This is a genomic window from Rhizobium sp. Nf11,1, from assembly GCF_050587665.1.
GTDB lineage: Bacteria > Pseudomonadota > Alphaproteobacteria > Rhizobiales > Rhizobiaceae > Rhizobium.
The window spans coordinates 230,733-257,314 of the sequence record NZ_JBOBHU010000001.1; the positions used below are offsets into that span (position 1 = coordinate 230,733).

Consider the following 26,582-nt stretch of genomic DNA (forward strand, 5'->3'; position numbering starts at 1 on the left):
ATAGAGATCAACCAGCCAGCACGCGTTGCGACGGGAAGGTGATCTCGACGAGCGTGCCTTCGTTCGGCGCCGAATTGATCGAGAATGTGGCCCGGTTGGCATCCACCATCGCCTTGGTCAGCGGCAGGCCGAGCCCTGTGCCGTCGCCGCGATGGCGTGACTGGGTCGAGGAGACCTGGCGGAACGGCTTCATCGCATGGTCGAGTTCGGCGCGCGTCATACCGATGCCCGTATCGCGGACCCTCAACACCACGCTGCCATTCGCCTCGTAGGAGGTGGAAACGACGATCTGTCCGCCAGACGGGGTAAAGCGGATGGCGTTCGACAGGATGTTGAGCGCGATCTGCTTGATCGAGCGCAGATCCGCTACGACCTCCGGGACTGAATGCGACAGCGCCGTGCGGATGATGACGCGCTGGCCGTTTGCCTGCGGCTGGACGAGGGCGACGGCCTCCGAGACTGCCTCGTTGAGGCCGACGGCGGCGAAGTCAAGATCCATCTCGCCCGCCTCGATTTTCGAAATGTCGAGGAGATCATTGACGATATCGAGGACGTGCCGGCCGGAGCGGCCGATATCGTTGGCATACTCGATATAACGGGGATGGCCAATCGGACCGAAGCGCTCGCCGGCCATCATGTCGGAAAAGCCGATGATGGCATTGAGCGGCGTGCGGATTTCATGACTGACGCGCGCGAGGAAATCGGTCTTGTGGGCGTTGGCGGTTTCGGCCGCGCCCTTGGCGTTGCGCAGCTCGTCCTCGGTGCGTTTCCACTGCGTGATATCGCGGATGACGGCGCAATAGCCGTTCGAGGAGGTCAGCCGGCCCATCGTCATGAACAGCGGCACGAAGCCGCCGCCGGCCTCGCGGCCGATCACCTCACGCCCGTCGTTCAGCACACTTGCCACGCCGTGGCCGGAAAGGCCGTTCAGATAGTCGAGGACGGCTTTCTGGCTCTCATGGGCAAACAACATGACGAAGGGTTTGCCGCGCGTCTCCTGCTCGTCGTAATTGAAGAGCGCGCTTGCCGACCGGTTCATCGAACGGATGTCACCCTCCGTGCCGATGACGACGACACCGTCGGTCGCCGTTTCGAGGATCGAGCGCAATTCCTCGACCTCGACCTGAAGCTTGGCGACCTTCTCGACCATCCGCTCGGGACGCGCTTCGGAGCGGTTGCCGTCGCCGCGGCCATCTTCCTTGCCTTCCACCGGCATCAGCGCCAGCATCAGAGCATTGGCATCTTCCCACCGCACCGATTGCAGCCGGGCAGTCACCGGCGTCAGCGTGTCGTCGGCCTTGACGAGCATCATGGTGCCGGAACCGGCTGCCTTTTCCTCAAGTTCGCGGCGCTGCAGCAGCGCTTCGATACCGCCGACCTCACGCAGCGCGTCGAGCGAATGGTAACCCGTCAGCCGCATGAATTCGGGATTGGCATGGATCAGTTGATCGCCGACATGGATAAGCACCGCGACCGGCAATTGGTCGACCGTACCGGCCGAAAGCCCGTCAATCATCTTCACGCGCGGCGGGATGAAACTTGTGAGAACCTCAATCTGGCTGACCGTCTCCTCAAGCCCTTCCGTCGGCTCGTCCTCGGCGATGGCGTCGGGTTCTTCAGCGGCGTCTTCGCGCAGCGGGTCGACCGCGTTCTCGAAGATTGCCTCCTGCGGCGCCGTCTGCTCGACCGAAGCGGCGTCGGCCGTATCGGCGGCGGGCGTTTCGCCGGTGATGGCTTCCGCTCTTTCTTCGAAGGATGCTGATTCCGTAGCGGTAGTGCCCGCCGGCGGGGCGTCAGGCTCTTGCCTGCGGGCGCCGAAGGCTTCCAGGCGCTTGGCGATTTCGCGGAAGTTCGCCTGTTCGGCGGCCGTCAATGCGGCGCCTGTGCTGTGAAGCTGCACGACCTTGTCGGTCGAACGGCGATTGGGCGTTTCCACGATGCGAAGCGCCGGGGGTTCGTCTGCGGCTTCGGCCGCTGGCGCTTCACTGGCGCCCTCCTGCATCTCTTCGGCGGCGCTCTCCCGGGCGGGCGGCTCGAAGCCGGCCTCTTCTCCGGTCGCTTCGAAAGGCGTCTCTTCGGTCTGCGGGTGGTCCTCGATCGCGTCCGCTGCGATCGGTTCCGACGGGGCCGCTTCGGGCCCGGCGTGAATGTCGTGTGCCGACTCGGTGACAGAGGGGTCGGCCGCCAGGCCGAGGCTTGCGGCATCATGGCCGATGCCGTCCGGGCCGAGCGTCAGGCCGAGCGCCAGCGGATCCTCCTGCGCATCGGAAAGCCGGACGACGCCGAAGCCGCGGAAACCGTCGAAGTCGCGGTTGCGGGTATAGGTCGGCAGAGCGGCGAGATCGACCGGAACGACGAGGCTGGTGCCTTCGACCGGCCAGAGGATCGTCTTGCCCGACCATGTGTCGCGACGCGCAAGCGCCTCGGAAATCTTGCCGTCGGGATCGAGATTGAAGAGAGCGGCGATATCGCTGAAGGCGGAGCCGATGATGGCGGATGCGTGCGGACCGACGGCCTCGGCAAATTCGTGGCTGACCTCGTTGAAGCGTCCTTCCGCATCGATCTTCCAGACGAAGCGCGTGGCGCGGCTGTTCGGCCTGAAGACGAAACCGGGCTCGGCCGCAAGCGACGGGGCAGGGGGCGCGTCGAAAGCTGCGGTGGTTGCGATGGCCGGCTCTTCGCGGGCGGCTTCCAGCGCCTCATCGATGGCCATTTGGCCGGCTTCGGCAGGCGTTTCAGCCGTCAAGGCCGCTTCCGCCGCGCCGTCGGCGGTCGCAGCGGGCTCGTCGACCTCATCCATGCGGCCCTCGGTCGCGCCGTCTTCGTTCTCCGGGGCTTCGTCTGCGGCTGGATTCTCGTCGGCAACCGCCGCCTCTGCGGATGTGAGGGCTGCCTCTGCCGGCTGATCCCGGTCGTCGGTGATCTCCTCCAGCGTCTCCTCGATCTCATCGATCCCCGAGACCGCATCGACGATCTCGCCGATCCCGGTCGCCGCAGTCGCCGCTTGCGAAGGAAGTTCGGATGACGACGTGCCTTCTTCCCCCGCCGGCGCGTCAGCCGCCTGCGGCGGTCCATCGGCTGCGTCGAGCACGGGCGCGTCGACCGGATCGAGATGCCCGATCGCCGTTTCCACGGCAAAGAGCAGATTGAGCGCCGGCTCGTCGCTGAGCCTGCCGACCGCAGCCGGAAGATAGCCCCTGCCGGTGGCGACCGGGCGCTTCACCAGGCGATCGGGATGCGCGCCGGCAAGGTTGATCAAGGCCTTTGCGGTCTCGCCTGATATGGCGAGCGAGGCAAAGCCCGGCGAGGCTGCGATGACTTCGCCATTGGCGCCGATGACGGCCATGTGCGTATCGGGATCATCGAGACCCTGCAACATCTGGGCCGCCGCAGCGCTAGCCGTCAGCGGCCTTGCCGATACCGGCACGGAAAACAGAATGGCCTTCTCGCCTGATGTAAGCCGGATCAGTTCGGCCGCCGCCTGCACCTGCACGCGCTGAAAGCCCTTGGCGACGCGGATCATCAGGCTTCTGTTGTCACCGATATCGGCGAGCTGACGCGCCGCCGTTTCCAGCTGCCGAAAGGTGATGTCGGTGCGATCGACGCCCTGATCGAGCAGGTCGTAGATCGCCGAATGGCCGAAAAGCTCCGCACCTGCACCGTTTGCCCAGAGCAGGCGGGCAAGATCTGATGAAAACAGCACCATGGCTTCGCCGCGCGAAAAGCGCTCCCGCACCCGCGCATGCACGGCGATATCGATGAACGGATACTGGACTGCGGGCATGATCGAACCTTGTCGCTGTCGGCCTTCTAAATTAACGGCTTATTAATAACTGCAGGTCGCATGCCGGTCCAGAACAGCGGGGTGCTTTCGGGCGAAAGGGTTAACGACTTGTGCGTTGCACAATTTATGTTGCAATGCACAATTAGATGTTTTATATAGACGTCATTCGATGATCACAGGCAGCAACTGCCTTAGCCCAAAGGAATGCGACCCATGGCTACCATAAAGACCGATGACGTTTTTTCAATCGCTTCTTTCGACCCCTCCAAGCTGGCTGAATCCTTCCGCGAATTCGCTGAAAAGGGCGCCCAGCAGTCGAAAGATGCCTACGCCAAGCTGAAGAGCGCTGGCGAAGAAGCCGGTAAGACGCTCGAAGCCACCGTCCAGACGGCACAGGCCGGCACGGTCGAGATCGGCCTGAAGGCGGTCGACGTTCTGCGCGTCAACGCCGAAACCTCGCTCTCGCACATGGAAGCACTGCTCGGCGTCAAGTCCGTCGCCGAATTCGTTGAGCTGCAGACCTCGTTCCTGCGCAAGCAGGCCGAACTCGCCGTCGATCAGGCGAAGTCGATGCAGGAAACCACCAAGCAGGTCGCCGAAAAGCTCGCAAAGCCCTCCAAGGACGCGGCCGAAAAGGCTATGGCATCCTTCAAGGTTGCCTGATCGTTCTTTGCCGATCGGAAACAAAAGGCTGGACCTCGCGTCCAGCCTTTTTGTATATTGACGAGGAATGGGGCTTGAATTCACCGTCAAGTCCTCGTATGTGACCCCCATCGCGCCAAGCGTGATTTATGCGGTTGTAGCTCAGTTGGTTAGAGCGCAGGTTTGTGGCACCTGAGGTCAGTGGTTCGACCCCACTCAACCGTACCATCTCCCCGAAAATCGTCGGTACAGAGGCTGGCGTGCCTTGCCAATAAGCGTGGGCTTTCACGTGTGGAATGGCAGACGAGGCGCGTCTCCTGACCAAATAGCAACATCCCGAAGGCAAAATGAGCGGCGCTTAAGAGAGCCTACGCTTCCGACGGCGAATTTGCTGCTTATTTACCACATCAACTCGAACATTTGAGAAGCACAACCCATTCTTATGGTGCCATACCGCTGGGTGAGCTACATCTGCGCGCAGCAGCAGTGAGGTTCGCATTGGGACAATCCGCCACTCGATCCAGAACGATACGCCCACGCAAGCAAAATTGCGGAAGATGCGAGCCGAAGCCGGCCTGGGCAAGCCTGGAGACTTACTAAATTTCAGCAGATGACCGTAACGTCAACTTAAGGGCCGCATGCCAGCAATTCGAAGGTTCGGACGGGGAAAGCGCAGGATCTTGGAAATATGTCTTCTAGCCATTGTTAGAGGTTGCGGAGGAAGCGCTTCATAAGCGCTATCGCCAAGATCAAAAACCTTCTCGAACAGAAATAAAGCTTTTAGTTGAATTTCCTCTTCAAATGCAGCAGAGGGAAATCGGCATTAGGCGCGGCCGGATGGAATAGGCAAACGGGGATTTTATGACGGACCTCATTACTTCGACGAAGAGCGTCTTTTCGACTGGGGATCAGAAAGTTGACGGGCTCTTCAGCGGCACTGCCTGGAACGGAACGATAACCTATGCGTTTCCCACGACCTCGTCATCGTATGACTATAACGGAGAGAAAGACTATTCTTTTTCTCCAATTTCGTCGCAGCAGAAGTCTCTCGCCTTGTTCTTTATGGAGCAATCCTATGGGAGCGCGGCAAACGACGGCTTCTCCGTAGAGGGGTTCACAAACGCCAACTTTGAGGCCGGAAGCGCGGATACCGCAACGGTGCGGTTCGCTCAATCGTGGCTGCCTCCGACGGCATGGGCGTATACTCCGGATGCCGGCGAGCCGGCAGGCGATGTCTGGTTCGGGACGGAATATGCTGGCACCGAAGATGATCTTCGCTTTCCGAGGTTCGGCAATTATGCAGGCCATACCTTAGCGCACGAGCTGGGTCACGCTCTCGGGCTGAAACATGCTCATGAATCGGAAGTTACGAATCCGACGGTCGTTCCGAACGCCTACGACTCGCTCGAATATACGATCATGACCTACCACACATATGTCGGGGACAGTTTGAGTGGGTACAAGTATGAGCATGATGGCGCGCCGCAAACTTTCATGATGCTCGACATCGCCGCCCTGCAGGAAATGTATGGTGCGGACTACACGACGAACAGTGGCGATACCGTCTATAAGTGGAATCCGAACCAGGGCATCACCTATGTCAACGGCGTTGCGGCGATCACGCCTGCTGCCAACCGCATCTTCGCGACAATCTGGGACGGCGGCGGTATCGATACCTATGATTTGAGCGCTTATACGACCGCCCTCAAGATCGACTTGCGAGCAGGGGGATACTCGGTCTTTTCCCAGGACCAGTTGGCCGACCTGGGAGGAGGTCCGAATAATGGTTATGCCCGCGGTAACATTTTCAACGCCCTTCTTTATCAAGACAATGTTGCATCATTGATCGAGAACGTTAAGGCCGGCTCCGGCAACGATACGGTTATGGGCAACGAGGCGGACAATACGCTCTGGGGCAACGCCGGAAATGATACCCTGACCGGCGATTCCGGTAATGATACGCTCGACGGCGGGACCGGAATCGACAAGCTGTCGGGCGGAGTGGGCGACGACGTCTACATTGTCGACAATGCCGGTGACACCGTGATTGAGAATGCCAATGAGGGGACGGACACCGTCCGGACGACGCTTTCTTATACACTCAGCGCCAACGTCGAAAATCTGACCTACACCGGCACCACCACGTTCGTCGGTCACGGCAATGCGGCGGCCAATGTGATCACCGGCGGGACGGGATCTGATTGGCTTGATGGGGAGGTCGGCGACGACACGCTGATCGGTGGTGCGGGCGACGACACCTATGAGGTCGATAGTCTCGGTGATGTCGTCGTCGAGGCGGCCGACGGCGGCACTGACAAGATCCGGACCGATCTTGCGGCTTATTCGCTGGCGGACATTGCCAATGTCGAGAACCTATCCTTCGTAGGTAACGCCAATTTTACCGGTGTCGGTAATAGTCTCGACAATGTAATCACTGGTGGGTTAGGCGACGATACGCTCTCCGGTGGGGCAGGCAACGATACCCTGGATGGTACATGGGGAAATGACTCGCTTGCCGGTGGGACCGGCAACGATATTTATGTCGTTTACGATGCCGGCGACACTATCATTGAAAACGCCGACGAGGGCATAGACACAGTTCAGACGTATGCGGCGAGCTACACACTGAGCGGCAACGTTGAGAACCTCACCAAAATCGGCTCGGGTGCATTTGCCGGCACTGGCAACAACCTCAACAACATAATCACCGGCGGTGCGGCCATCGATAATTTGTCGGGCGGTGGCGGCGATGACACGCTGAACGGCGGCGCCGGCGCCGACACGCTGATCGGCGGGACGGGCAACGACACTTACATCGTGGACAACGCGTCCGACGTCGTTACCGAAAACGCCGATGAGGGCATCGATACGGTGCAAACGGCGCTGGCAAGCTACACTCTGGCCGCCAATGTCGACAATCTCACCTATAGCGGCACGGCAGCCTTTACCGGGACGGGCAATGACCTTGCCAACACGATCAAGGGCGCGGCAGGTGCCGACACCCTGGACGGGAGGGCCGGAGCAGACATACTGATTGGCGGAACGGGCAACGACACCTATCTTGTCGATAACGGTGGCGACCTCGTCACTGAAAGACCGAATGAAGGAGCCGATCTGGTCAAGACGACGGTTACTTCCTACCTTTTGACCAATAATGTCGAAAATCTGATCTTCATCGGCACTGGTGATTTCGCCGGGACCGGAAATGCGCTCGTCAACACGATCACCGGCGGCGCCGGCAACGACACGCTTGACGGCGGCATCGGCAATGACACGCTGGTAGGCGGCCTCGGTGACGACATCTATGTGGTCGACAGCGCGGGCGACGTCGTCAACGAGGCGGCTGGCGCCGGCACCGACGAAATCCGCACGGTGCTTGCAGCTTATTCGATCGCCGCGTTGGTCAATGTCGAGAATCTGACCTATACGGGATCGGCCAGCTTCAGCGGCACCGGCAACGCGGTCGCCAACACGATCACCGGCGGCGCCGGCAATGACATGCTGAATGGCGGGGCAGGTACGGACAGCTTGATCGGCGGTGCGGGCGACGACACTTACATCGTCGACCATGTCGGCGACATTGTCACCGAAGATGCCGACGCGGGAACCGACACGGTTCGCACGACTTTGACAAGCTATACGCTTGGCAGCGATGTCGAGAACCTCACCTATATCGGCACGGCAGCCTTTGCCGGAACGGGCAATGATCTTGCCAACACCATTCTGGGCGGGGCGGGTGCCGATACCCTGGACGGGAAGGTCGGTGCGGATAGTTTGATCGGCGGTGCCGGCAACGACACCTATATTGTCGATGACGTTGGCGACGTGGTCACCGAAGGGCTGAATGCAGGAACCGATCTGATCAAGACGGCGCTTTCAACCTATACGCTCGCCAACAATGTCGAGAACCTGCTCTATACGGGATCCGGCAGCTTCACCGGCACCGGCAATGCGCTCGCCAATACGATCATCGGCGGCGCCGGCAACGACACGCTGGACGGCGGCGCCGGCAACGACACGCTGAATGGTGGTGCCGGCAACGACATCTATGTGGTCGACAGTGCCAGCGACGTCGTCAACGAGGCGGTCGGCGCCGGCACCGACGAAATCCGCACGGCGCTTGCCGCCTATTCGATCGCCGCATTGGTCAATGTCGAGAACTTGACCTATACGGGATCCGCCAACTTCACCGGCACCGGCAACGCGCTCGCCAACACGATCACCGGCGGCGCCGGCAATGACATGCTGAATGGCGGGGGCAGTGCGGATACCCTGATCGGCGGTGCGGGCGACGACACTTACATCGTCGATCATGTCGGCGACATTGTCACCGAAGATGCCGACGCGGGAACCGACACGGTTCGCACGACTTTGACAAGCTATACGCTTGGCAGTGATGTCGAGAACCTCACCTATATCGGCACGGCAGCCTTTACCGGAACAGGCAATGATCTCGACAACGTGATCACGGGCGGCGCTGGCATCGATACGCTTTCGGGCGGCGCCGGCAACGATACGCTGAATGGTGGGGCCGGGGCCGATCGCTTGATCGGTGGTGCTGGCGACGACATCTATATCGTCGACAATGCCGGCGACCTCGTCACCGAAGTTGCCAATGAGGGAATCGACACGGTTCGCACGACCTTGAGTGCCCACACATTGGCGGCCAATGTCGAGAACCTCACCTACCTCGGAAAGGCAGCCTTTACCGGGGCAGGGAATCTGCTCGACAACGTTATCATAGGTGGTGATGGCGCTGACAAGCTCATGGGGGCTGCGGGCAACGACACACTGATCGGGGGGCGCGGTGCCGACAAGATGTTGGGCGGGATTGGCGACGACATCTATGTGGTCGACATTGCGACTGACATCGTGATCGAGAATGTGAACGAAGGGACGGACACGGTCCAGACGGCGCTTGCCGGCTATACGCTCGGCAACAATGTCGAGAACCTGACCTATACCGGATCCGCGAACTTCAGCGGCGCCGGCAACGCGCTTGATAATACGATCACCGGCGGCGCCGGCAACGACACGCTGAATGGCGGGGCAGGTGCGGACACCTTGATCGGCGGAGCTGGCAACGACACCTACATCGTCGACAATGCCGGCGACATCGTCATCGAAGCCGCCGACGCAGGGACCGATATAGTCCGCACGACACTGGCAAGCTATACGCTTGGCAGCGATGTCGAGAACCTCACATTTATCGGAACGGGGCCGTTTGCCGGAACAGGCAATGCGCTGAACAATGTTATCGTCGGTGGTAGTGGTTCTAATACGCTGACCGGTGGCGCCGGCAATGACATGCTGAATGGCGGGGCAGGTACGGACAGCTTGATCGGCGGTGCGGGCGACGACACTTACATCGTCGACCATGTCGGCGACATTGTCACCGAAGATGCCGACGCGGGAACCGACACGGTTCGCACGACTTTGACAAGCTATACGCTTGGCAGCGATGTCGAGAACCTCACCTATATCGGCACGGCAGCCTTTGCCGGAACGGGCAATGATCTTGCCAACACCATTCTGGGCGGGGCGGGTGCCGATACCCTGGACGGGAAGGTCGGTGCGGATAGTTTGATCGGCGGTGCCGGCAACGACACCTATATTGTCGATGACGTTGGCGACGTGGTCACCGAAGGGCTGAATGCAGGAACCGATCTGATCAAGACGGCGCTTTCAACCTATACGCTCGCCAACAATGTCGAGAACCTGCTCTATACGGGATCCGGCAGCTTCACCGGCACCGGCAATGCGCTCGCCAATACGATCATCGGCGGCGCCGGCAACGACACGCTGGACGGCGGCGCCGGCAACGACACGCTGAATGGTGGTGCCGGCAACGACATCTATGTGGTCGACAGTGCCAGCGACGTCGTCAACGAGGCGGTCGGCGCCGGCACCGACGAAATCCGCACGGCGCTTGCCGCCTATTCGATCGCCGCATTGGTCAATGTCGAGAACTTGACCTATACGGGATCCGCCAACTTCACCGGCACCGGCAACGCGCTCGCCAACACGATCACCGGCGGCGCCGGCAATGACATGCTGAATGGCGGGGGCAGTGCGGATACCCTGATCGGCGGTGCGGGCGACGACACTTACATCGTCGATCATGTCGGCGACATTGTCACCGAAGATGCCGACGCGGGAACCGACACGGTTCGCACGACTTTGACAAGCTATACGCTTGGCAGTGATGTCGAGAACCTCACCTATATCGGCACGGCAGCCTTTACCGGAACAGGCAATGATCTCGACAACGTGATCACGGGCGGCGCTGGCATCGATACGCTTTCGGGCGGCGCCGGCAACGATACGCTGAATGGTGGGGCCGGGGCCGATCGCTTGATCGGTGGTGCTGGCGACGACATCTATATCGTCGACAATGCCGGCGACCTCGTCACCGAAGTTGCCAATGAGGGAATCGACACGGTTCGCACGACCTTGAGTGCCCACACATTGGCGGCCAATGTCGAGAACCTCACCTACCTCGGAAAGGCAGCCTTTACCGGGGCAGGGAATCTGCTCGACAACGTTATCATAGGTGGTGATGGCGCTGACAAGCTCATGGGGGCTGCGGGCAACGACACACTGATCGGGGGGCGCGGTGCCGACAAGATGTTGGGCGGGATTGGCGACGACATCTATGTGGTCGACATTGCGACTGACATCGTGATCGAGAATGTGAACGAAGGGACGGACACGGTCCAGACGGCGCTTGCCGGCTATACGCTCGGCAACAATGTCGAGAACCTGACCTATACCGGATCCGCGAACTTCAGCGGCGCCGGCAACGCGCTTGATAATACGATCACCGGCGGCGCCGGCAACGACACGCTGAATGGCGGGGCAGGTGCGGACACCTTGATCGGCGGAGCTGGCAACGACACCTACATCGTCGACAATGCCGGCGACATCGTCATCGAAGCCGCCGACGCAGGGACCGATATAGTCCGCACGACACTGGCAAGCTATACGCTTGGCAGCGATGTCGAGAACCTCACATTTATCGGAACGGGGCCGTTTGCCGGAACAGGCAATGCGCTGAACAATGTTATCGTCGGTGGTAGTGGTTCTAATACGCTGACCGGTGGCGCCGGCAACGATACCCTCACTGGCGGAGCGGCAGCCGACGTCTTCGTTTATTCGTCGATCTGGGGCCACGATACGATCACAAATTTCGTGGCAACCGGCCCCGCACATGACGCGATCTCGATCGATCAAAACATATTCGCCGATTGGGAATCGCTATTTGCCGCAACCGAGCAGTCCGGAAGTGATACAATTATCATGGCAGATTCCGACAACACCATAACGTTAAGGAATGTCGCTCTTTCAAGCCTGCAGTCGTGGGACTTCTTGTTTGCTTGACGGCTGTTCGGGCTTCGGCCGCCCGCACCGGCATCCCTCGGCAAGCGTCAGCAATGCGCTTGCGCAAATCCACGGAAAGAGGTCGCGCCATCATTGCTGGCCTCCCACCAGCAATGATGTTGAATCACAAGCGAAGCTGAAAAGGAATCCTCTTGGATTCATGTTGAAGCTGACCGACACTAGAATGTCCGCATTCGCCTCGGCAAATCTGGTAGCGACGACCGAATTTACGGGACATCATTGCGAGTGCCGCTGAAGCTTCGCGAGGTGCTCGGAGCAAATTGTCTTGACGAGATCAAGCAATAAAGCGGTTTGTTTTGCGAGCCATCCGAGGGCCTCCTTGCTGATCTCGAAATGCTTCGAGTATCGCGCCTTCACATATGCCTCGTTCAGCGTATTGAACCAGGCCCGTTCCCGATGCTGATCGCGCGGAAATGCCTCGGCCAGCCGTCGGTCCTGTTCCTCGGCGAGCGAGCGCAGGAATTTGATGTTGTGAGACGGTGGACCATAATTGGTGAGCGTCAGCAGCACACAGGAGTAAGCCTGCTCTAAGGCTTGATGAAAGAGGAATGCAGCTCGCTTCTTGTAATGTTTGACGCGAGCATGCTCTGCCAACTCAAAAAACTCCTGCGTTGCCTCCAGTCGTTCCTGAAAATGTTCTTTTGCGACCCGAATGCGGTCGGCTGGTGAGAATGGCATGGGCTCTGCAAGCGGCTCATCATCGAGTTCATAGAGAACGATGCCTTCCTTGCGAATGTCGGAGAAGAAATACTGTCCTTCCCTGAGATAGGCGTTCACCTCACGCCTAGAATGGACAATGAAGCTTACCGGCGTTTCGATCGCCTTGTCGTGGATCAGCCGGTCGGCGGCCTTGTGCCAGTACTCGGCGAACTCACAGAGCTTACGGTTGTTGACGATGATGAGGAGATCGAAATCCGAACGATAACCCTTCATCGTGAAAGGCTCATCCACCCAGCCGCCCTTGGCGTAGGAGCCGAACAGGATGATCTTTAAGATCCGGCCGCGCTTCTTGAATTCCGCCGTGCCGTCTTTGAGTGCATCCTCGAATTCCTCGTGGAGGATCTCCAGGACGCGGCCAATCTCGCGTTGTTTCCGGAGCGGCATATGGTTGAGGGACGACTTCATTGCACCATCGATAGGCGAAAGATCCTGCACCGTCTACGACAAATTCGGCACGGCCAAGCCCGTTTGCCTGGGTTCCTAAAGCGCTTTTCATGCGTGGGTCACTGGGTGCCTCGCTCTAGAGGAGCTTATAACAGGCATTTCAAAAACTCGCCTGTTATACTAACTTGAAATAGACAGTAAAATCGCTTAAGTTCTCATGACCTAAATCACACGCTGCAAAAGCCGTCTCGAAACACATTCTGGACGTGGCGGTAGCCTTGCGTCCAGTCTGTTTCCGGTAGCGATTTTCAAGGGTGGGGAGATATCATTGGCGATCATGTTTGTCAGGGCGCAGGTGATCAGCAGGGGTTCAGGACGCAGCGTCGTCGCGGCCGCCGCCTATCGCCATCGCACACGGATGACGGATCACCAAGTGGGCAGATCTTTCAGCTATCGGGGCGGTGGTCCAGAGCTGGTGCATGAGGAACTGGCGCTTCCGGAGCAGATCCCCGCTTGGCTGCACGAGAGGGTCGACGGCAAGTCAGTTGCCTGGGCCAGCGAGGCACTGTGGAATTCCGTCGAGGCCTTCGAGACGAAGTCGAACGCGAGACTCGCCCGCGAGCTGATCATCGCTCTGCCGGAGGAACTGACGAGGGTGGAGAACATCGCGTTGGTGCGCGAATTTGTGCGGGACACTCTTACCTCGACGGGAATTGTCGCCGATTGGGCCTATCACGACAAGGAGGGCAACCCACACATCCATATAATGACCACATTGCGGGCGTTGTCCGAAGATGGCTTTGGTCCAAAAAACTCTCCCGTTTTGGGCGAAAATGGCGAGCCATTACGTCGCAAAAAAACCCGCAAGATCGTCTATGAGCGCTGGGCGGGCGACAAGGAAACCTTGAAGGCCTGGAAGATCGCCTGGGCTGAAACGGCCAACCGGCACCTGGCGCTCGCCGGTCATGAGATCCGGCTCGACGGTCGTTCCTATGCCGAACAGGGGTTGGACGGCATCGCGCAAAAACATCTTGGGCCGGAGAAGGCGGCATTGGCGCGAAAGAGGAGGGAGCTCTATTTCGCACCGGCCGATCTCGCCCGGCGTCAGGAGATGGCCGACCGGCTGCTGGCAGAGCCTGAGCTTTTGCTGAAGCAGCTCGGCAATGAGCGCTCGACCTTCGACGAGAAGGATATCGCCAAGGCGCTGCATCGATATGTCGACGATCCGGCAGACTTCGCCAATATCCGCGCCCGGCTGATGGCGTCGGATGAACTTGTGATGCTGAAGTCGCAAGAGTTCGACGGAGAAACGCTTAAGGTCGCAGCCCCGGCCGTCTTCACCACACGGGCGATGCTGCGCATCGAATACGACATGGCGCGTTCGGCTCGGGTTCTTTCGGAGCAAGCAGGCTTTGGGGTATCGGCTCGGCAGGTCGATGCGGCGATCGAGCGCGTCGAGACCGGCGATCCACAAAAGCCGTTCAAGCTCGATGCGGAACAGGTCGATGCCATCCGCCATGTCACCGGCGACAGCGGCATAGCGGCTGTTGTCGGCCTTGCCGGCGCCGGCAAGTCGACGCTGCTGGCGGCAGCACGGGTGGCCTGGGAAAGCGAGGGCCGGCAGGTGATCGGTGCAGCCCTTGCCGGGAAAGCAGCGGAGGGCCTGGAAGACAGTTCCGGCATCAAGTCACGAACGCTCGCCGCCTGGGAACTGGCCTGGGCCAATGGGCGCGACACGCTCCACCGCGGTGATGTGCTCGTCATCGATGAAGCCGGCATGGTGTCGTCGCAGCAGATGGCCCGTGTGCTTGACATCGTCGAGGCGGCGGGCGCCAAAGTCGTTCTCGTCGGCGACGCCATGCAGCTACAGCCGATCCAGGCGGGGGCCGCCTTTCGGGCGATCAGCGAACGCATCGGTTTTGCCGAGCTTGCCGGCGTGCGCCGCCAGCATGAAGAATGGGCGCGTGAGGCCTCGCGGCTCTTTGCCCGCGGCGAGATCGAGAAAGGTCTCGACGCTTATGCCCGGCATGGTCACCTTGCCGAGGCGGGCACGCGCGCGGAAACGATCGAGCGGATTGTTGGCGACTGGAGCCAGGCGCGCAGAGAGGCAATCGGCCGATCCGTTTCTGAGGGCAGGGATGGCAATCTTCGCGGGGACGAACTGCTCGTGCTTGCCCACACCAATGATGATGTCCGCAAGCTGAACGAGGCGCTGCGTGCGGTGATGGCCGGCGATGGTGCGCTTTCCGACAGCCGCACCTTCCAGACGGCACGCGGGGCGCGGGAATTCGCCGTCGGCGACCGCATCATCTTCCTGGAGAACGCCCGCTTTCTCGAGCCGCGGGCCAGGAGTTATGGTCCGCAATACGTCAAGAACGGCATGCTCGGCACGGTCATCTCCACCGGCGATAAACGCGGTGAAGCGCTGATGTCGGTTCGTCTCGACAACGGCCATAAAGTCGTCTTCAGCGAAGACAGCTATCGCAATGTCGATCACGGCTATGCCGCAACGATCCACAAAGCCCAGGGCACCACCGTCGAGCGCACCTTGGTGCTTGCGACCGGCATGATGGACCAACACCTGACCTATGTGGCGATGACGAGGCATCGCGATCGCGTCGATCTTTATGCAGCCAAAGAGGATTTTGAGCCAAGACCGGAATGGGGGCGCAAGCCGCGTGTCGATCATGCCGCCGGTGTGACCGGCGAGCTTGTCGAAACCGGAGAAGCGAAGTTCCGGCCTGATGACGAGCATGCCGACGACACCCCCTATGCCGATGTCAGGACCGACGATGGCAATATCCATCGGCTGTGGGGCGTCAGCCTGCCGAAGGCGCTCGAGGAGGGTGGCCTCTCTGAAGGCGACACCGTCACGCTGCGCAAGGACGGCGTGGAACGGGTGAAGGTCCAGATTGCCGTCGTCGATGAAGAGACCGGTCAGAAGCGTTACCAGGAGCGGGAGGTCGACCGCAACGTCTGGACGGCCAGGCAGATCGAAACCGCTGAAGCGCGCCAGGACCGCATCGAGCGGGAACGTCATCGGCCGGATCTGTTCAAGCAACTCGTTGAGCGGCTGTCGCGCTCCGGCGCCAAGACGACGACGCTCGATTTTGAAAGCGAGGCCGGCTATCGGGCTCATGCGCAAGACTTCGCCCGCCGCCGCGGGTTCGAGTATCTCTCGCTGGCTGCGGCCGAGATTGAGGGGGACATCGCGCGGCGCTTTGCGTGGATTGCCGCAAAGCGGGAGCAGGTGGAAAAGCTCTGGGAGCGGGCAAGCATGGCGCTCGGCTTTGCGATCGAGCGGGAACGGCGCGTCTCCTATAGCGACGAGCGAACTGAATCCCACCCCATGCCAGGCGCAAACGCCGGCAAAGCCCATTATCTGATCCCGCCGACCAGCGACTTCGCCAGAAGCCTCAACGAGGATGCGCGCCTGGCGCAATTGTCATCGCCGGCGTGGAAGGATCGGGAAACCCTCCTGCGACCGGTGCTGGAGAAGATCTATCGTGATCCGGATGGCGCACTTGTCGCCCTGAATGCGCTTGCTTCAGATGCCGGCACCGAACCCCGCAGGCTCGCCGACGATCTTGCCGCGAGCGCCGATCGGCTTGGCCGCCTGCGTGGCTCTGAGCTCATCGTCGACGGACGCGCGGCGCGTGAGGAGCGTATTGTCGCCTTGGCGGCTGTGACGGAATTGCTTCCCTTGGCCCGCGCCCATGCGAGCGAGTTCCGCAGGAGCGCCGAACGGTTCGAGATCCGTGAGCAGGCGCGTCGCGCGCATATGTCATTGTCGGTCCCGGCACTCTCCGAAGGCGCCATGGCGCGTCTCATGGAGATCGAGGCGGTGCGCAACAGGGGCGGGGACGATGCTTATAAGACCGCCTTTGCGCTTGCCGCGAAGGACCGCACGGTCGTGCAGGAGATCAAGGCGGTCAGCGAGGCGCTGTCTGCGCGCTTCGGTTGGAGTGCCTTCACCGCAAAGGCGGATGCGGTCGCCGAGCGCATGCCGGAAGCTCTGATGGCCGGCGAGCGCGAGAAGCTGATCCACCTGTTCGAAGCCGTCAAACGTTTTGCCGAGGCGCAGCATCTGGCCGAACGTCAGGACCGCTCGAAGATCGTCGCGGCAGCCAGTGCCGTTCCGGACCCGAAGCAAGACAAGGGGGGAGGAAAGGAGAATGTGAGCGTGCTGCCCATGCTTGCCGCTGTCACCGAGTTCAAGATACCGATCGACGATGAGGCGCGATCGCGAACTCTCTCCGCTCCTCTTTACCGTCAGCAGCGTGCGGCACTGGCCAACACGGCAAGGACGATCTGGCGCGATCCGGCCGGAGCCGTCGGCAAGATCGAGGAACTGATTGTCAAAGGGTTCGCCGCCGAGCGCATCGCTGCCGCTGTGACCAATGATCCGGCTGCTTATGGCGCGTTGCGCGGTTCGGATCGTCTGATGGACAAGATGCTGGCTTTCGGTCGGGAGCGGAAAGAGGCGGTGCAGGCCGTGCCCGAGGCAGCCGCGCGCCTGCGTTCTCTCGGCTCTGCCTATGCCAATCTCTTCGATGCGGAGCGCCAGGGCATCATCGACGAGCGCCGGCGCATGGCGGTTGCTATTCCCGGCCTGTCGAAGGTGGCGGAAGAGGCGCTCATGCGTCTGACCGCGGACGCGCGGAAGAATGATCGCAACCGGGGCATCGGGACTGCACCACTCGATGCGAACATCCGCCGGGAGTTCGACCACGTCAGCAAGGCGCTCGACCAGCGCTTCGGGCGCAATGCTATCATCCGCGGCGACAAGGATCTCATCAACCATGTGCCAGACGCGCAGCGCCACGCCTTTGCGGCGATGCAGGAGAGGTTGAAGGTCCTGCAGCAGGCAGTGCGTGCGCAAAGCAGTCAACAGATCCTCGCCGAACGGCGGAAGCGTACGACGCACAGAGGGATTGGTCTTTGAGCCTTTTAACCGTACGGCTATTGTCGCGGGAAAGCGGGCATTGTACCAGGAATAACTAGCTGGCTCGGATATCTCCGGCGTCGCCTCTGAGCACAGGGAGATGTTGTTCACGTAAGGCCTTGACTACGATGTGCACTCGGGCGCCTATGAGCCGCCAACATCCCGCTGGGCATTCGCTTACAGGCAGAAGGTCGGGGCTGTTAGTGCGAGCGTATGGTCGCGGGTCAAAATGTCAGCCTAACCCGTGAAATTCGGCCTGGTCTGTTCACCGGGCCAGGACTCCCAAGGCCGAGAATTGCATCACCGTCGAAGGCGTACCGCGATGATGCTGGATCGGGCGGGGGACTGAATAACAGATACACGCCTCCTTGCCGTATTAGCCGTGACGGGCTCTGCCCGCCTTTTCGCTTCAATACTCGAACGTCTTGTCGTCCGACTTGTACGCTCGTCGAAATTCTTCTTCCCAGGGATCGAAAAATTTCTCACCGTTGGGAAGCGGCGGCTTAGCTGGCCGGTCGTCTCTTTTGTGCTGTTCGTTTGAATCGTTCATGCGTCAGCTTGTAGCCAGAAGAGGCGAATGCGTCGACAATGCGCCGTACACGTTTTGCGAACACGGTTAGATTGCGTGATCGGATTCGGCAGTACCCCTCCGCGATTAGCTGCTCGGGCTATAACTTAAACACCAAGCAGCCATTGCCTCAAATCTTCGCGATACTTGTTCGCCTAGTTCCGAATGTGGCCCATCCTCGGAACCTTCGCGAACCTGATTAGCAGTCTTAGTGAGAACACCGGCGGCGTCTTCCCGCGAAATAAGGCCCTTATCCATCAACAAATACAGAGTGTTTATCGAAGCCCACGAATTCGCGCGGGAGATGATGTCATGCTCAGTATCCCACAGATTGCTGGCCAACTGTGCCTCCAAATTATGTTGTTAAAGCATAAGAGCAGACAGGGATTCGAAGGTCTAGATGCGGCGAGACCGATTGGATTTTGGATGCCTCAGGCTGAAATGTCATTAATTCGAGCCAAAGCATGAGGCATGAGCCGGCTAGACGAAGCCGATGAAATTGGTTGCGAGTTTGTCATAGCGTATGGCGAGGCGACGCCATTGTTTGAGCTTTGCGAAGAAACTCTCGACGCCCCAGCGCTGCTTGCAAGCGATGCTGATGCTTGCAGCGGCGTCGCGGAGGAATGAGCGGGTAGTCTCCAAACGAGATCGCAGACCAGACCCATATCGTTCTGCTTTCCTGGGCCGAGATGGTAACGAACTGGCAGCCCGAGGGCATCCACTACAGCATGGATGTTACTGCCTGACCTCCAAGAGGCAGTGTTGAACTGATCTACCTGGGGCCGCTCAAGAAACTCGACGAGGTTCAAAATTCCACTCAGCCGTAACACCGCCCCGCCATCAGAATGAAAATTATATCCCCGTCGTGCGGATGGAACCTGTGCCATCCGGCGCCGTTCTCCAAGCTGACGGGAGAATACGCATGTGGAAAACCCTGCTCTACGGCGCGACCAAGATCGACGAGACGAACGGCGCCTATTCGCCGATCGAAAGCTTGGCTGCCTTCCAGTGGAAGAACCGTGTGTTCATTCTTTTCGCCGACAGGGGCAATTCCCGCGCGGCGCGCCAGGAAAACCAGCTGCTGGCCGACCGCAGCGCGCTCGATGAGCGCGATATGGTGGTGCTGAAGGTCTCGGGCGGCAAGGTGCGGGCGCTTTTCGACGCTGCCGATGGCCTCGACGGCGAAACGATCCGCCGCGATCTCGATGCGCCGGAGACGGGTGAATTCGCCGCCTTCCTTGTCGGCAAGGACGGAACTGTCAAACTCAAGGTCAGCGAGCCGATCATCAGTGGCGAGCTCTTCGCCATTATCGACAGCATGCCGATGCGCGCTGCCGAGACGCTGAAGTCGGACAAATAGTCCCGACGAACATCGCAAACATAAAAGGGAGGCGGTCATGTCCGTGCCCAACGAACCCATTCCCGATCAGCCGCCAATGCCGGCACCCGGCTGGAAGCCGGTGCCGCCGATCAAGGAGCCGGAGCCGGACAGGCTTCCCGACGAAGTGCCTGTTCCCAACCCTGATGAGAACGACGAGCCGGCCAAGAAGGTCTCTGCGACTTAGAGGAATATGTGGCGCTCGGCGCCAACGAGTTCCTGTAGGAAGTCGACGACGCTGCGGACGCGCACGAGGTCACGCGCCGTCTCATGATAGGTCGTCCAGTAGGCGCGCCGGATTGAAACCTCAGGCAGGATGCGCTCGAGTTCCGGATATTGCCGGGCGATATAATCGTGCAGGATACCGATGCCGGCACCTGACCGCACCGCCTCCGTCTGGCCAATCGCCGTCGAGATTTCGAAGCTTGCATCCCAACTGCGCATCACCTCGCCGGAGAAATTCAGCGAGGCGGTGAAGATCAGGTCTTCGACATAACCGATGCGCGGATGCGCCTTCAGTGCATCGACATCGCCAGGTCTGCCGTGTGAGGCGAGGTAGTGGCGCGAGGCGTAGAGTCCGAGCGTATAATCCGTCAGCTTGGAGGAGACGAGCCGCCCCTGTTCGGGACGTTCCAGCGTGATGGCGATATCGGCCTCACGCTGCGACAGCGAGAAGGAGCGCGGCACCGGCACGAGCTGGATCTTCAGCTCCGGGTGGCGCTCGATCAGCCTGCCCATGCGGGGCGCCAGAAAGGACACGCCGAAACCATCCGGCGCGCCGACGCGCACCGTCCCGGCGATCGCCGTATCGGTGTGGCCGAGATTGGCCTGCGCCGCGAGCATTTCGGTTTCCATTCGCTCGGCGGCATTAAGGAAGATGCCGCCTTCGGCCGTCAGCTCGCAGCCATTCGTGCGGCGCACGAAGAGCCGCGTCTTCAGCGCGTCTTCGAGCGACGTCAGCCGGCGCGAAAGCGTGGCGTGGTTGAGCCCCAGGCGCTTCGAAGCGGCAAGGATCTGTCCGGTTCTGGCGACGGCCAGGAAAATGCGAACGTCATCCCAGTTCATCGCTTGGCCCGCATTACAATCGGATCGACATCGACAAGCGTCAGCGACATCACCATGCCGGCCGTCTCCTTCTTGTATTTGAGGAAATGCGGTGTCCGCAGATGCGCCTCATAGGCCGCCTGGCTGGCGTAGACCTCGAGAATACGAATGTGGTTTGGAGCCTCGCGGATGGAAACGGCGCTGAGTGAAAGAACGCCCTCTTCCAACGCGACCGAAGCCTCGATTTCCTCCGCAAGCAATGCGCGATAGGCCTCAAGCCTCTGTGCGACGATCTCCAGCTCCGCCATTCGCACGACAGGATTTTGGATCATCGGTCGACCTTTCAGAGTTTGACTTGTCCGCAGGACGCGCCAAGTTCGGGAGCGGCAGCGCCTGCCTCGGAACTATAAAACGCGCACAACAGTTGCTTATATCAACGCGTTGATTTGTGCAAATTGAAGTGCGATTATAGGCCATCCAAACAGGAGGAACACTCATGCGTGAGATCGGACATTTCATCGGCGGCAAGCAGGTCGCCGGCACCAGCGGCCGCGTCAGCAACGTCTACAATCCGGCGACCGGCGAAGTGCAGGCGACCGTCGCCCTCGCCAGCGTCGAGGAGCTTCGCGCCGCCGTCGAAAACGCCAAGGCCGCACAGCCGAAATGGGCTGCCACCAACCCGCAGCGCCGCGCTCGCGTCTTCTTCAAATTCGTCGAGCTCCTGAACAGGCATATGGACGAACTTGCCGAATTGATTTCGAAAGAACACGGCAAGACGATCGAGGATGCCAAGGGCGACGTCGTTCGTGGCCTCGAAGTCTGTGAATTCGTATGCGGCATCCCGCATCTCGCCAAGGGCGAATTCACCGAGGGCGCGGGTCCGGCGATCGACATGTATTCGATCCGCCAGCCGGTCGGCATCGGCGCCGGCATCACGCCTTTCAACTTCCCCGGCATGATCCCGATGTGGATGTTTGCGCCGGCGATCGCCTGCGGGAATGCCTTCATCCTGAAGCCTTCCGAGCGTGATCCCTCCTTGCCGATCCGTCTTGCCGAACTGATGATCGAAGCCGGTCTGCCGGCCGGCATCCTCAACGTTGTCAACGGCGACAAGGGTGCGGTGGACGCCATCCTCACCGATCCTGATATCGGCGCCGTTTCCTTCGTCGGCTCCACGCCGATCGCCCGCTACGTCTACGGTACGGCAGCCATGAACGGCAAGCGTGCCCAGTGCTTCGGCGGCGCCAAGAACCACATGATCATCATGCCTGACGCCGATATGGATCAGGCCGTCAACGCGCTGATGGGCGCAGGCTATGGTTCGGCCGGCGAGCGCTGCATGGCGATCTCGGTTGCCGTTCCAGTCGGTGAAGAAACCGCCAACCGCCTCGTCGAGAAGCTGACGCCGAAGATCGAGTCGCTGCGCATCGGCCCCTACACCGACGAGAAGGCCGACATGGGCCCGCTCGTCACCAAGGACGCCTATAACCGTGTTCGCGGCCTGATCGACCGCGGCATCGAGGAGGGTGCCAAGCTCGTCGTCGACGGCCGCGATTTCAAGCTCCAGGGTTATGAAGACGGCTATTTCGTCGGCGGCTGCCTGTTCGATCACGTCACGCCTGAGATGGACATCTACAAGACCGAGATCTTCGGACCTGTCCTTTCCGTCGTTCGCGCCCAGAACTATGAGGAAGCGCTGTCGCTGCCGATGAAGCACGAATATGGCAACGGCGTCGCAATCTATACCCGCGACGGCGACGCTGCCCGCGATTTTGCCTCACGCATCAATATCGGCATGATCGGCATCAACGTTCCGATCCCGGTTCCGCTCGCCTACCACTCCTTCGGCGGCTGGAAGGCCTCGAGCTTCGGCGACCTCAACCAGCACGGCACGGATTCGATCAAGTTCTGGACGAAGACCAAGACCGTTACCGCACGCTGGCCCTCCGGCATCAAGAGCGGCGCCGAATTCGTCATGCCGACGATGAAGTGATCTGCGCGACAGATCGATCTGCAATGCGGGGGCCTTTCGGCCCCCGTTTCATTTGAGCGTTGGCAGGCCATTCCGGCTTATAACCAGACGATCGCGGAGCAGGATTGACGTCGCGGCAAATGGCCTCATAAGCTGAATGCAAATTTCATATTTTGGAATTGTTCAAAACTGCCAAACCGCCTATATACGTCTGAACAGGCACGAGTCAGGAGATCGGCATGCGGTTGACGAAGCAGACCAACTATGCGGTTCGCATGTTGATGTATTGTGCTGCCAACGAAGGGCAGCTGAGCCGGATTCCGGAAATTGCCAAGGCCTACGGGGTTTCCGAACTCTTTCTTTTCAAGATCCTGCAGCCGCTGAACAAGGCGGGTCTGGTCGAAACCGTGCGCGGCCGTAACGGCGGCGTGCGTTTGGGCAAACCGGCGGCCGAAATCACGCTCTTCGACGTCGTGCGGGTCACGGAAGACAGTTTCGCCATGGCCGAATGCTTCGAAGACGACGGCATGGTCGAATGCCCGCTGGTCGACAGCTGTGGCTTGAACTCGGCGCTGCGCAAGGCGTTGAACGCCTTCTTCGGCGTGCTTTCGGAATATTCGATCGACGACCTCGTCAAAGCCCGTCCTCAGATCAATTTCCTGCTGGGAATTACCGGCGAGCAGCACTACCGCAAGCCGGCGGCCGTTGCCCCCGCCGCCTGATTTCAAGAAACAGGTCTGACTTATGAAACCGCGGTTGCCTCGGCGATCGCGGTTTTTGTTTGCGCCGTCCGCTTGCGCATAAGGGTGCTGAAATGTCCAACATGCGCTGCTGAGAGGGCGCAGTTATCCAAAATGCGACGAAATCCCGGACATTTTTGTCCGAATATTTCCGAATAAGGCTGATTTTTGACCAAAAATTTCTAAAATTGTCCAGCTGGAAAAATTTTCTCCGTAGGCCGTTGCTTTCAGTAGATAAATGTCGTTCCATCGACCGTCGATCGGGATGCCTACGGGTCTCCAGACATCAAAAAAGAACAACCGGGAAACAATATTATGAAAAAGATCTCTGTCATGCTGGCAGCGACGGCCCTGATTTCGGTCATGGCGACGTCCGCCTGGTCCAAGACCCTTGTTTATTGCTCCGAGGGTTCGCCGGAAGGCTTCGACCCGAGCCTCTATACGGCAGGCACGACCTTCGACGCGTCCTCGCGCACCGTCTACAGCCGCCTCGTCGAATTCAAGCATGGCGGCACCGAGATCGAACCTGGTTTGGCCGACAGCTGGAGCGTTTCGGACGACGGCAAGGAATACACCTTCAAGCTTCATCCCGGCGTCAAGTTCCAGACTACCGACTTCTTCACCCCCACGCGCGATTTCAACGCCGACGACGTCGTGTTCTCCTTCGAGCGCCAGCTGAAGTCCGACAATCCGTGGAACAAGTATGTCGAGGGCGGTTCTTACGAATACGCTGCCGGCATGGGCTTCCCGGAACTGATTAAGTCGGTCGAGAAGGTCGATGACCTTACAGTAAAGTTCACGCTCAACCATCCCGAAGCGCCGTTCCTGGCCGACCTCGCCATGGACTTCGCTTCCATCATGTCCAAGGAATATGCCGACAAGCTTGCCGCCGACGGCAAGATGGCGCAGCTGAACCAGCAGCCGCTCGGCACCGGCCCTTACACCTTCGTCGCCTACCAGCCGGATGCCGTCATCCGCTACAAGGCGAACGAAACCTATTTCAAGGGCAAGGAAAAGATCGACGATCTGGTTTTCGCGATCACCTCTGACGCTGCCGTGCGCGCTCAGAAGCTGAAGGCCGGCGAGTGCCACCTGATCCCTTATCCGAATGCCGCCGATGTTCCCGAGCTGAAGAAGGACGGAAATCTGACCGTCCTGGAGCAGCCCGGCCTCAACGTCAGCTACCTTGCCTACAACACGCAGATGGCGCCCTTCGACAAGCCGGAAGTCCGCCGCGCGCTGAATTCGGCGATCAACAAGCAGGCGATCGTCGACGCGGTCTTCCAGGGTGCGGCCACCGTTGCCAAGAACCCGATCCCGCCGACCATGTGGTCTTATAACGACGCCGTTCAGGACGAGAAGTACGATCCGGACGCAGCCAAGAAGGCTCTGGCCGAGGCCGGCGTCAAGGATCTCAGCATGAAGGTCTGGGCGATGCCGGTATCGCGCCCCTACATGCTGAATGCGCGCCGCGCTGCCGAACTGATCCAGGCCGACTTCGCCAAGATCGGCGTCAAGGTCGAGATCGTCACGCATGAATGGGCCGAGTATCTGAAGCTCTCCTCAGACGTGAAGCGCGACGGCGCCGTCATTCTCGGCTGGACCGGCGACAATGGCGACCCCGACAACTTTATGGATACGCTGCTCGGCTGCGATGCCGTCGGCGGCAACAACCGCGCTCAGTGGTGCAACAAGGAATACGACGACCTCATGACCAAGGCGAAGCTGACGGCCGATGTCGGCGAGCGCACAAAGGCCTATGAGCAGGCGCAGCTGATCTTCAAGAAGGAAGCCCCCTGGGCAACCCTCGACCATTCGCTCGTCTTCGTTCCGATGAGCAAGAAGGTCTCGGGCTTCAAGATGGACCCGCTCGGCATTCACCGTTTCGACGGCGTCGACGTATCCGAATAACAAGAATAATGTAAGAATGCCCGGCATAGCTGGGCGCAGCCGGCGGTCAGGACCTCCTGACCGCCGGAAACTATTGGACATCTGCCATGTTGCGTTTTTTTATCGGCCGCCTTGCGGTGCTGATCCCGACATTTCTCGGCGTTTCCCTGATTGCCTTCTCGTTCATCCGCCTGCTGCCCGGAGATCCCGTCATGCTGCTCTCGGGCGAACGCGTGATGGCGCCGGAGCGGCACGCCCAGATCATGCACGATCTCGGTTTCGACCGGCCCATGTATATGCAGTATTTCGACTATCTCGGAAAAGTGCTGCAGGGCGATCTCGGCACCTCGATCGTCACCAAGCGGCCCGTTCTCGGCGAATTCCTGACATTGTTTCCGGCAACACTGGAACTGTCCTTCTGCGCCATCATCCTTGCGGTCTGTCTTGGCGTGCCCGCCGGCGTCTTTGCGGCCGTCAAGCGAGGCACGTGGTTCGATCAAAGCGTGATGGGTGTCGCCCTCGTCGGTTATTCCATGCCGATTTTCTGGTGGGGTCTGCTGCTCATCATCTTCTTCTCCGGCTATCTCGGCTGGACCCCGGTATCGGGCCGCATTTCGCTGATGTATTTCTTCAAGCCGGTGACCGGCTTCATGCTGATCGACAGCCTGCTGTCAGGTCAGAAAGGGGCCTTTGCTTCGGCCGTCAGCTATCTCATTCTGCCGACCATCGTGCTGGCGACCATCCCGCTCGCCGTCATCGCCCGCCAGACGCGCTCGGCCATGCTCGAGGTTCTCGGCGAGGACTATGTCCGCACCGCACGCTCGAAAGGTTTGAAGCCGCTGCGCGTCGTCGGCGTGCATGCACTGCGCAATGCAATGATCCCCGTCATCACCACGATTGGCCTGCAGATCGGTGTCCTTCTTGCAGGCGCCATTCTCACCGAGACGATCTTCTCCTGGCCGGGCATCGGCAAATGGATGGTCGATTCGGTGTTCAAGCGTGATTACGCGGTGGTCCAGGGCGGCCTTCTCCTGATCGCCGGCGTCATCATGCTGGTCAATCTGGTTGTTGACGTCCTCTACGGCTTCATCAATCCGCGCATTCGTCACTAGGA

14 protein-coding genes and 1 tRNA gene are annotated in these 26,582 nt (G+C 60.0%); 10 read left to right on the forward strand and 5 right to left on the reverse strand.

The genetic code is table 11. The annotated features are described in order from the left end of the window. Positions 1–7: 7 nt before the first annotated feature. Complete coding sequence (locus tag ACQ7C1_RS01150) at positions 8–3,784, reverse strand: ATP-binding protein (protein ID WP_430957001.1); 3,777 nt, start codon at positions 3,782–3,784, stop codon at positions 8–10. Positions 3,785–3,997: 213 nt separating this feature from the next. Between ACQ7C1_RS01150 and ACQ7C1_RS01155 the strand changes: the two genes are divergently transcribed. The 3 genes from ACQ7C1_RS01155 to ACQ7C1_RS01165 all read left to right on the forward strand — a co-directional run bounded on the left by ACQ7C1_RS01155 (position 3,998) and on the right by ACQ7C1_RS01165 (position 11,806). Continuing rightward, a complete protein-coding gene (locus ACQ7C1_RS01155) occupies positions 3,998–4,447 on the forward strand; it encodes a phasin (RefSeq protein ID WP_430957002.1) in 450 nt (149 codons plus the stop codon). A gap of 130 nt (positions 4,448–4,577) precedes the next feature. Beyond that, a tRNA-His gene (locus tag ACQ7C1_RS01160) sits at positions 4,578–4,654 on the forward strand. A gap of 633 nt (positions 4,655–5,287) precedes the next feature. After that, complete coding sequence (locus ACQ7C1_RS01165; protein WP_430957003.1) at positions 5,288–11,806, forward strand: M10 family metallopeptidase C-terminal domain-containing protein; 6,519 nt, start codon at positions 5,288–5,290, stop codon at positions 11,804–11,806. A 237-nt stretch (positions 11,807–12,043) separates the two neighbouring features. Here the strand turns inward: ACQ7C1_RS01165 and ACQ7C1_RS01170 are convergent, their stop codons facing one another. Then, positions 12,044–12,952, reverse strand: coding sequence for a nucleotidyltransferase and HEPN domain-containing protein (locus ACQ7C1_RS01170; protein WP_430957004.1), 909 nt, complete (start codon positions 12,950–12,952; stop codon positions 12,044–12,046). Between the two features lie 307 nt (positions 12,953–13,259). Here ACQ7C1_RS01170 and traA point away from each other — a divergent pair, with 307 nt between their 5' ends. Next, positions 13,260–17,876 carry a Ti-type conjugative transfer relaxase TraA gene (gene traA / locus ACQ7C1_RS01175; RefSeq protein WP_430957005.1) on the forward strand — a complete coding sequence of 1,539 codons (4,617 nt, stop codon included), beginning with the start codon at positions 13,260–13,262 and terminating at the stop codon, positions 17,874–17,876. A gap of 1,048 nt (positions 17,877–18,924) precedes the next feature. On the opposite strand, the gene ACQ7C1_RS01180 is transcribed toward traA, so the two are convergent. Beyond that, entirely contained in the window at positions 18,925–19,086 is a 162-nt protein-coding gene (locus ACQ7C1_RS01180) for a transposase (RefSeq protein ID WP_430957006.1), read from the reverse strand. A gap of 280 nt (positions 19,087–19,366) precedes the next feature. Between ACQ7C1_RS01180 and ACQ7C1_RS01185 the strand changes: the two genes are divergently transcribed. Then, a complete protein-coding gene (locus ACQ7C1_RS01185) occupies positions 19,367–19,804 on the forward strand; it encodes a DUF4174 domain-containing protein (protein WP_430957007.1) in 438 nt (145 codons plus the stop codon). A 37-nt stretch (positions 19,805–19,841) separates the two neighbouring features. Then, a complete protein-coding gene (locus tag ACQ7C1_RS01190) occupies positions 19,842–20,009 on the forward strand; it encodes a hypothetical protein (protein WP_430957008.1) in 168 nt (55 codons plus the stop codon). On the opposite strand, the gene ACQ7C1_RS01195 is transcribed toward ACQ7C1_RS01190, so the two are convergent. After that, positions 20,006–20,887 carry a LysR family transcriptional regulator gene (locus tag ACQ7C1_RS01195; protein ID WP_430957009.1) on the reverse strand — a complete coding sequence of 294 codons (882 nt, stop codon included), beginning with the start codon at positions 20,885–20,887 and terminating at the stop codon, positions 20,006–20,008. The genes ACQ7C1_RS01190 and ACQ7C1_RS01195 overlap by 4 nt on opposite strands. Next, a complete protein-coding gene (locus ACQ7C1_RS01200) occupies positions 20,884–21,198 on the reverse strand; it encodes a putative quinol monooxygenase (RefSeq protein ID WP_430957010.1) in 315 nt (104 codons plus the stop codon). Before ACQ7C1_RS01200 ends, ACQ7C1_RS01195 begins: the two co-directional genes overlap by 4 nt. A 164-nt stretch (positions 21,199–21,362) precedes the next feature. On the opposite strand from ACQ7C1_RS01200, the gene ACQ7C1_RS01205 reads away from it, so the two are divergent. The 4 genes from ACQ7C1_RS01205 (at position 21,363) to ACQ7C1_RS01220 (ending at position 26,580) form a co-directional block, all read left to right on the forward strand. After that, entirely contained in the window at positions 21,363–22,859 is a 1,497-nt protein-coding gene (locus ACQ7C1_RS01205) for a CoA-acylating methylmalonate-semialdehyde dehydrogenase (RefSeq protein WP_430957011.1), read from the forward strand. 218 nt (positions 22,860–23,077) lie between these two features. Further along, positions 23,078–23,560: an iron-responsive transcriptional regulator RirA gene (gene rirA / locus ACQ7C1_RS01210; protein WP_430957012.1), complete on the forward strand. Its 483-nt coding sequence runs from the start codon at positions 23,078–23,080 to the stop codon at positions 23,558–23,560. A gap of 333 nt (positions 23,561–23,893) precedes the next feature. After that, positions 23,894–25,489, forward strand: a complete 1,596-nt coding sequence (locus ACQ7C1_RS01215) for an ABC transporter substrate-binding protein (RefSeq protein ID WP_430957013.1) — start codon at positions 23,894–23,896, stop codon at positions 25,487–25,489. A gap of 86 nt (positions 25,490–25,575) precedes the next feature. Further along, positions 25,576–26,580 (forward strand): ABC transporter permease subunit, encoded by a 1,005-nt coding sequence (locus ACQ7C1_RS01220; RefSeq protein ID WP_097598967.1) that lies wholly within the window; start codon positions 25,576–25,578, stop codon positions 26,578–26,580. The last annotated feature ends 2 nt before the right edge of the window (positions 26,581–26,582 follow it).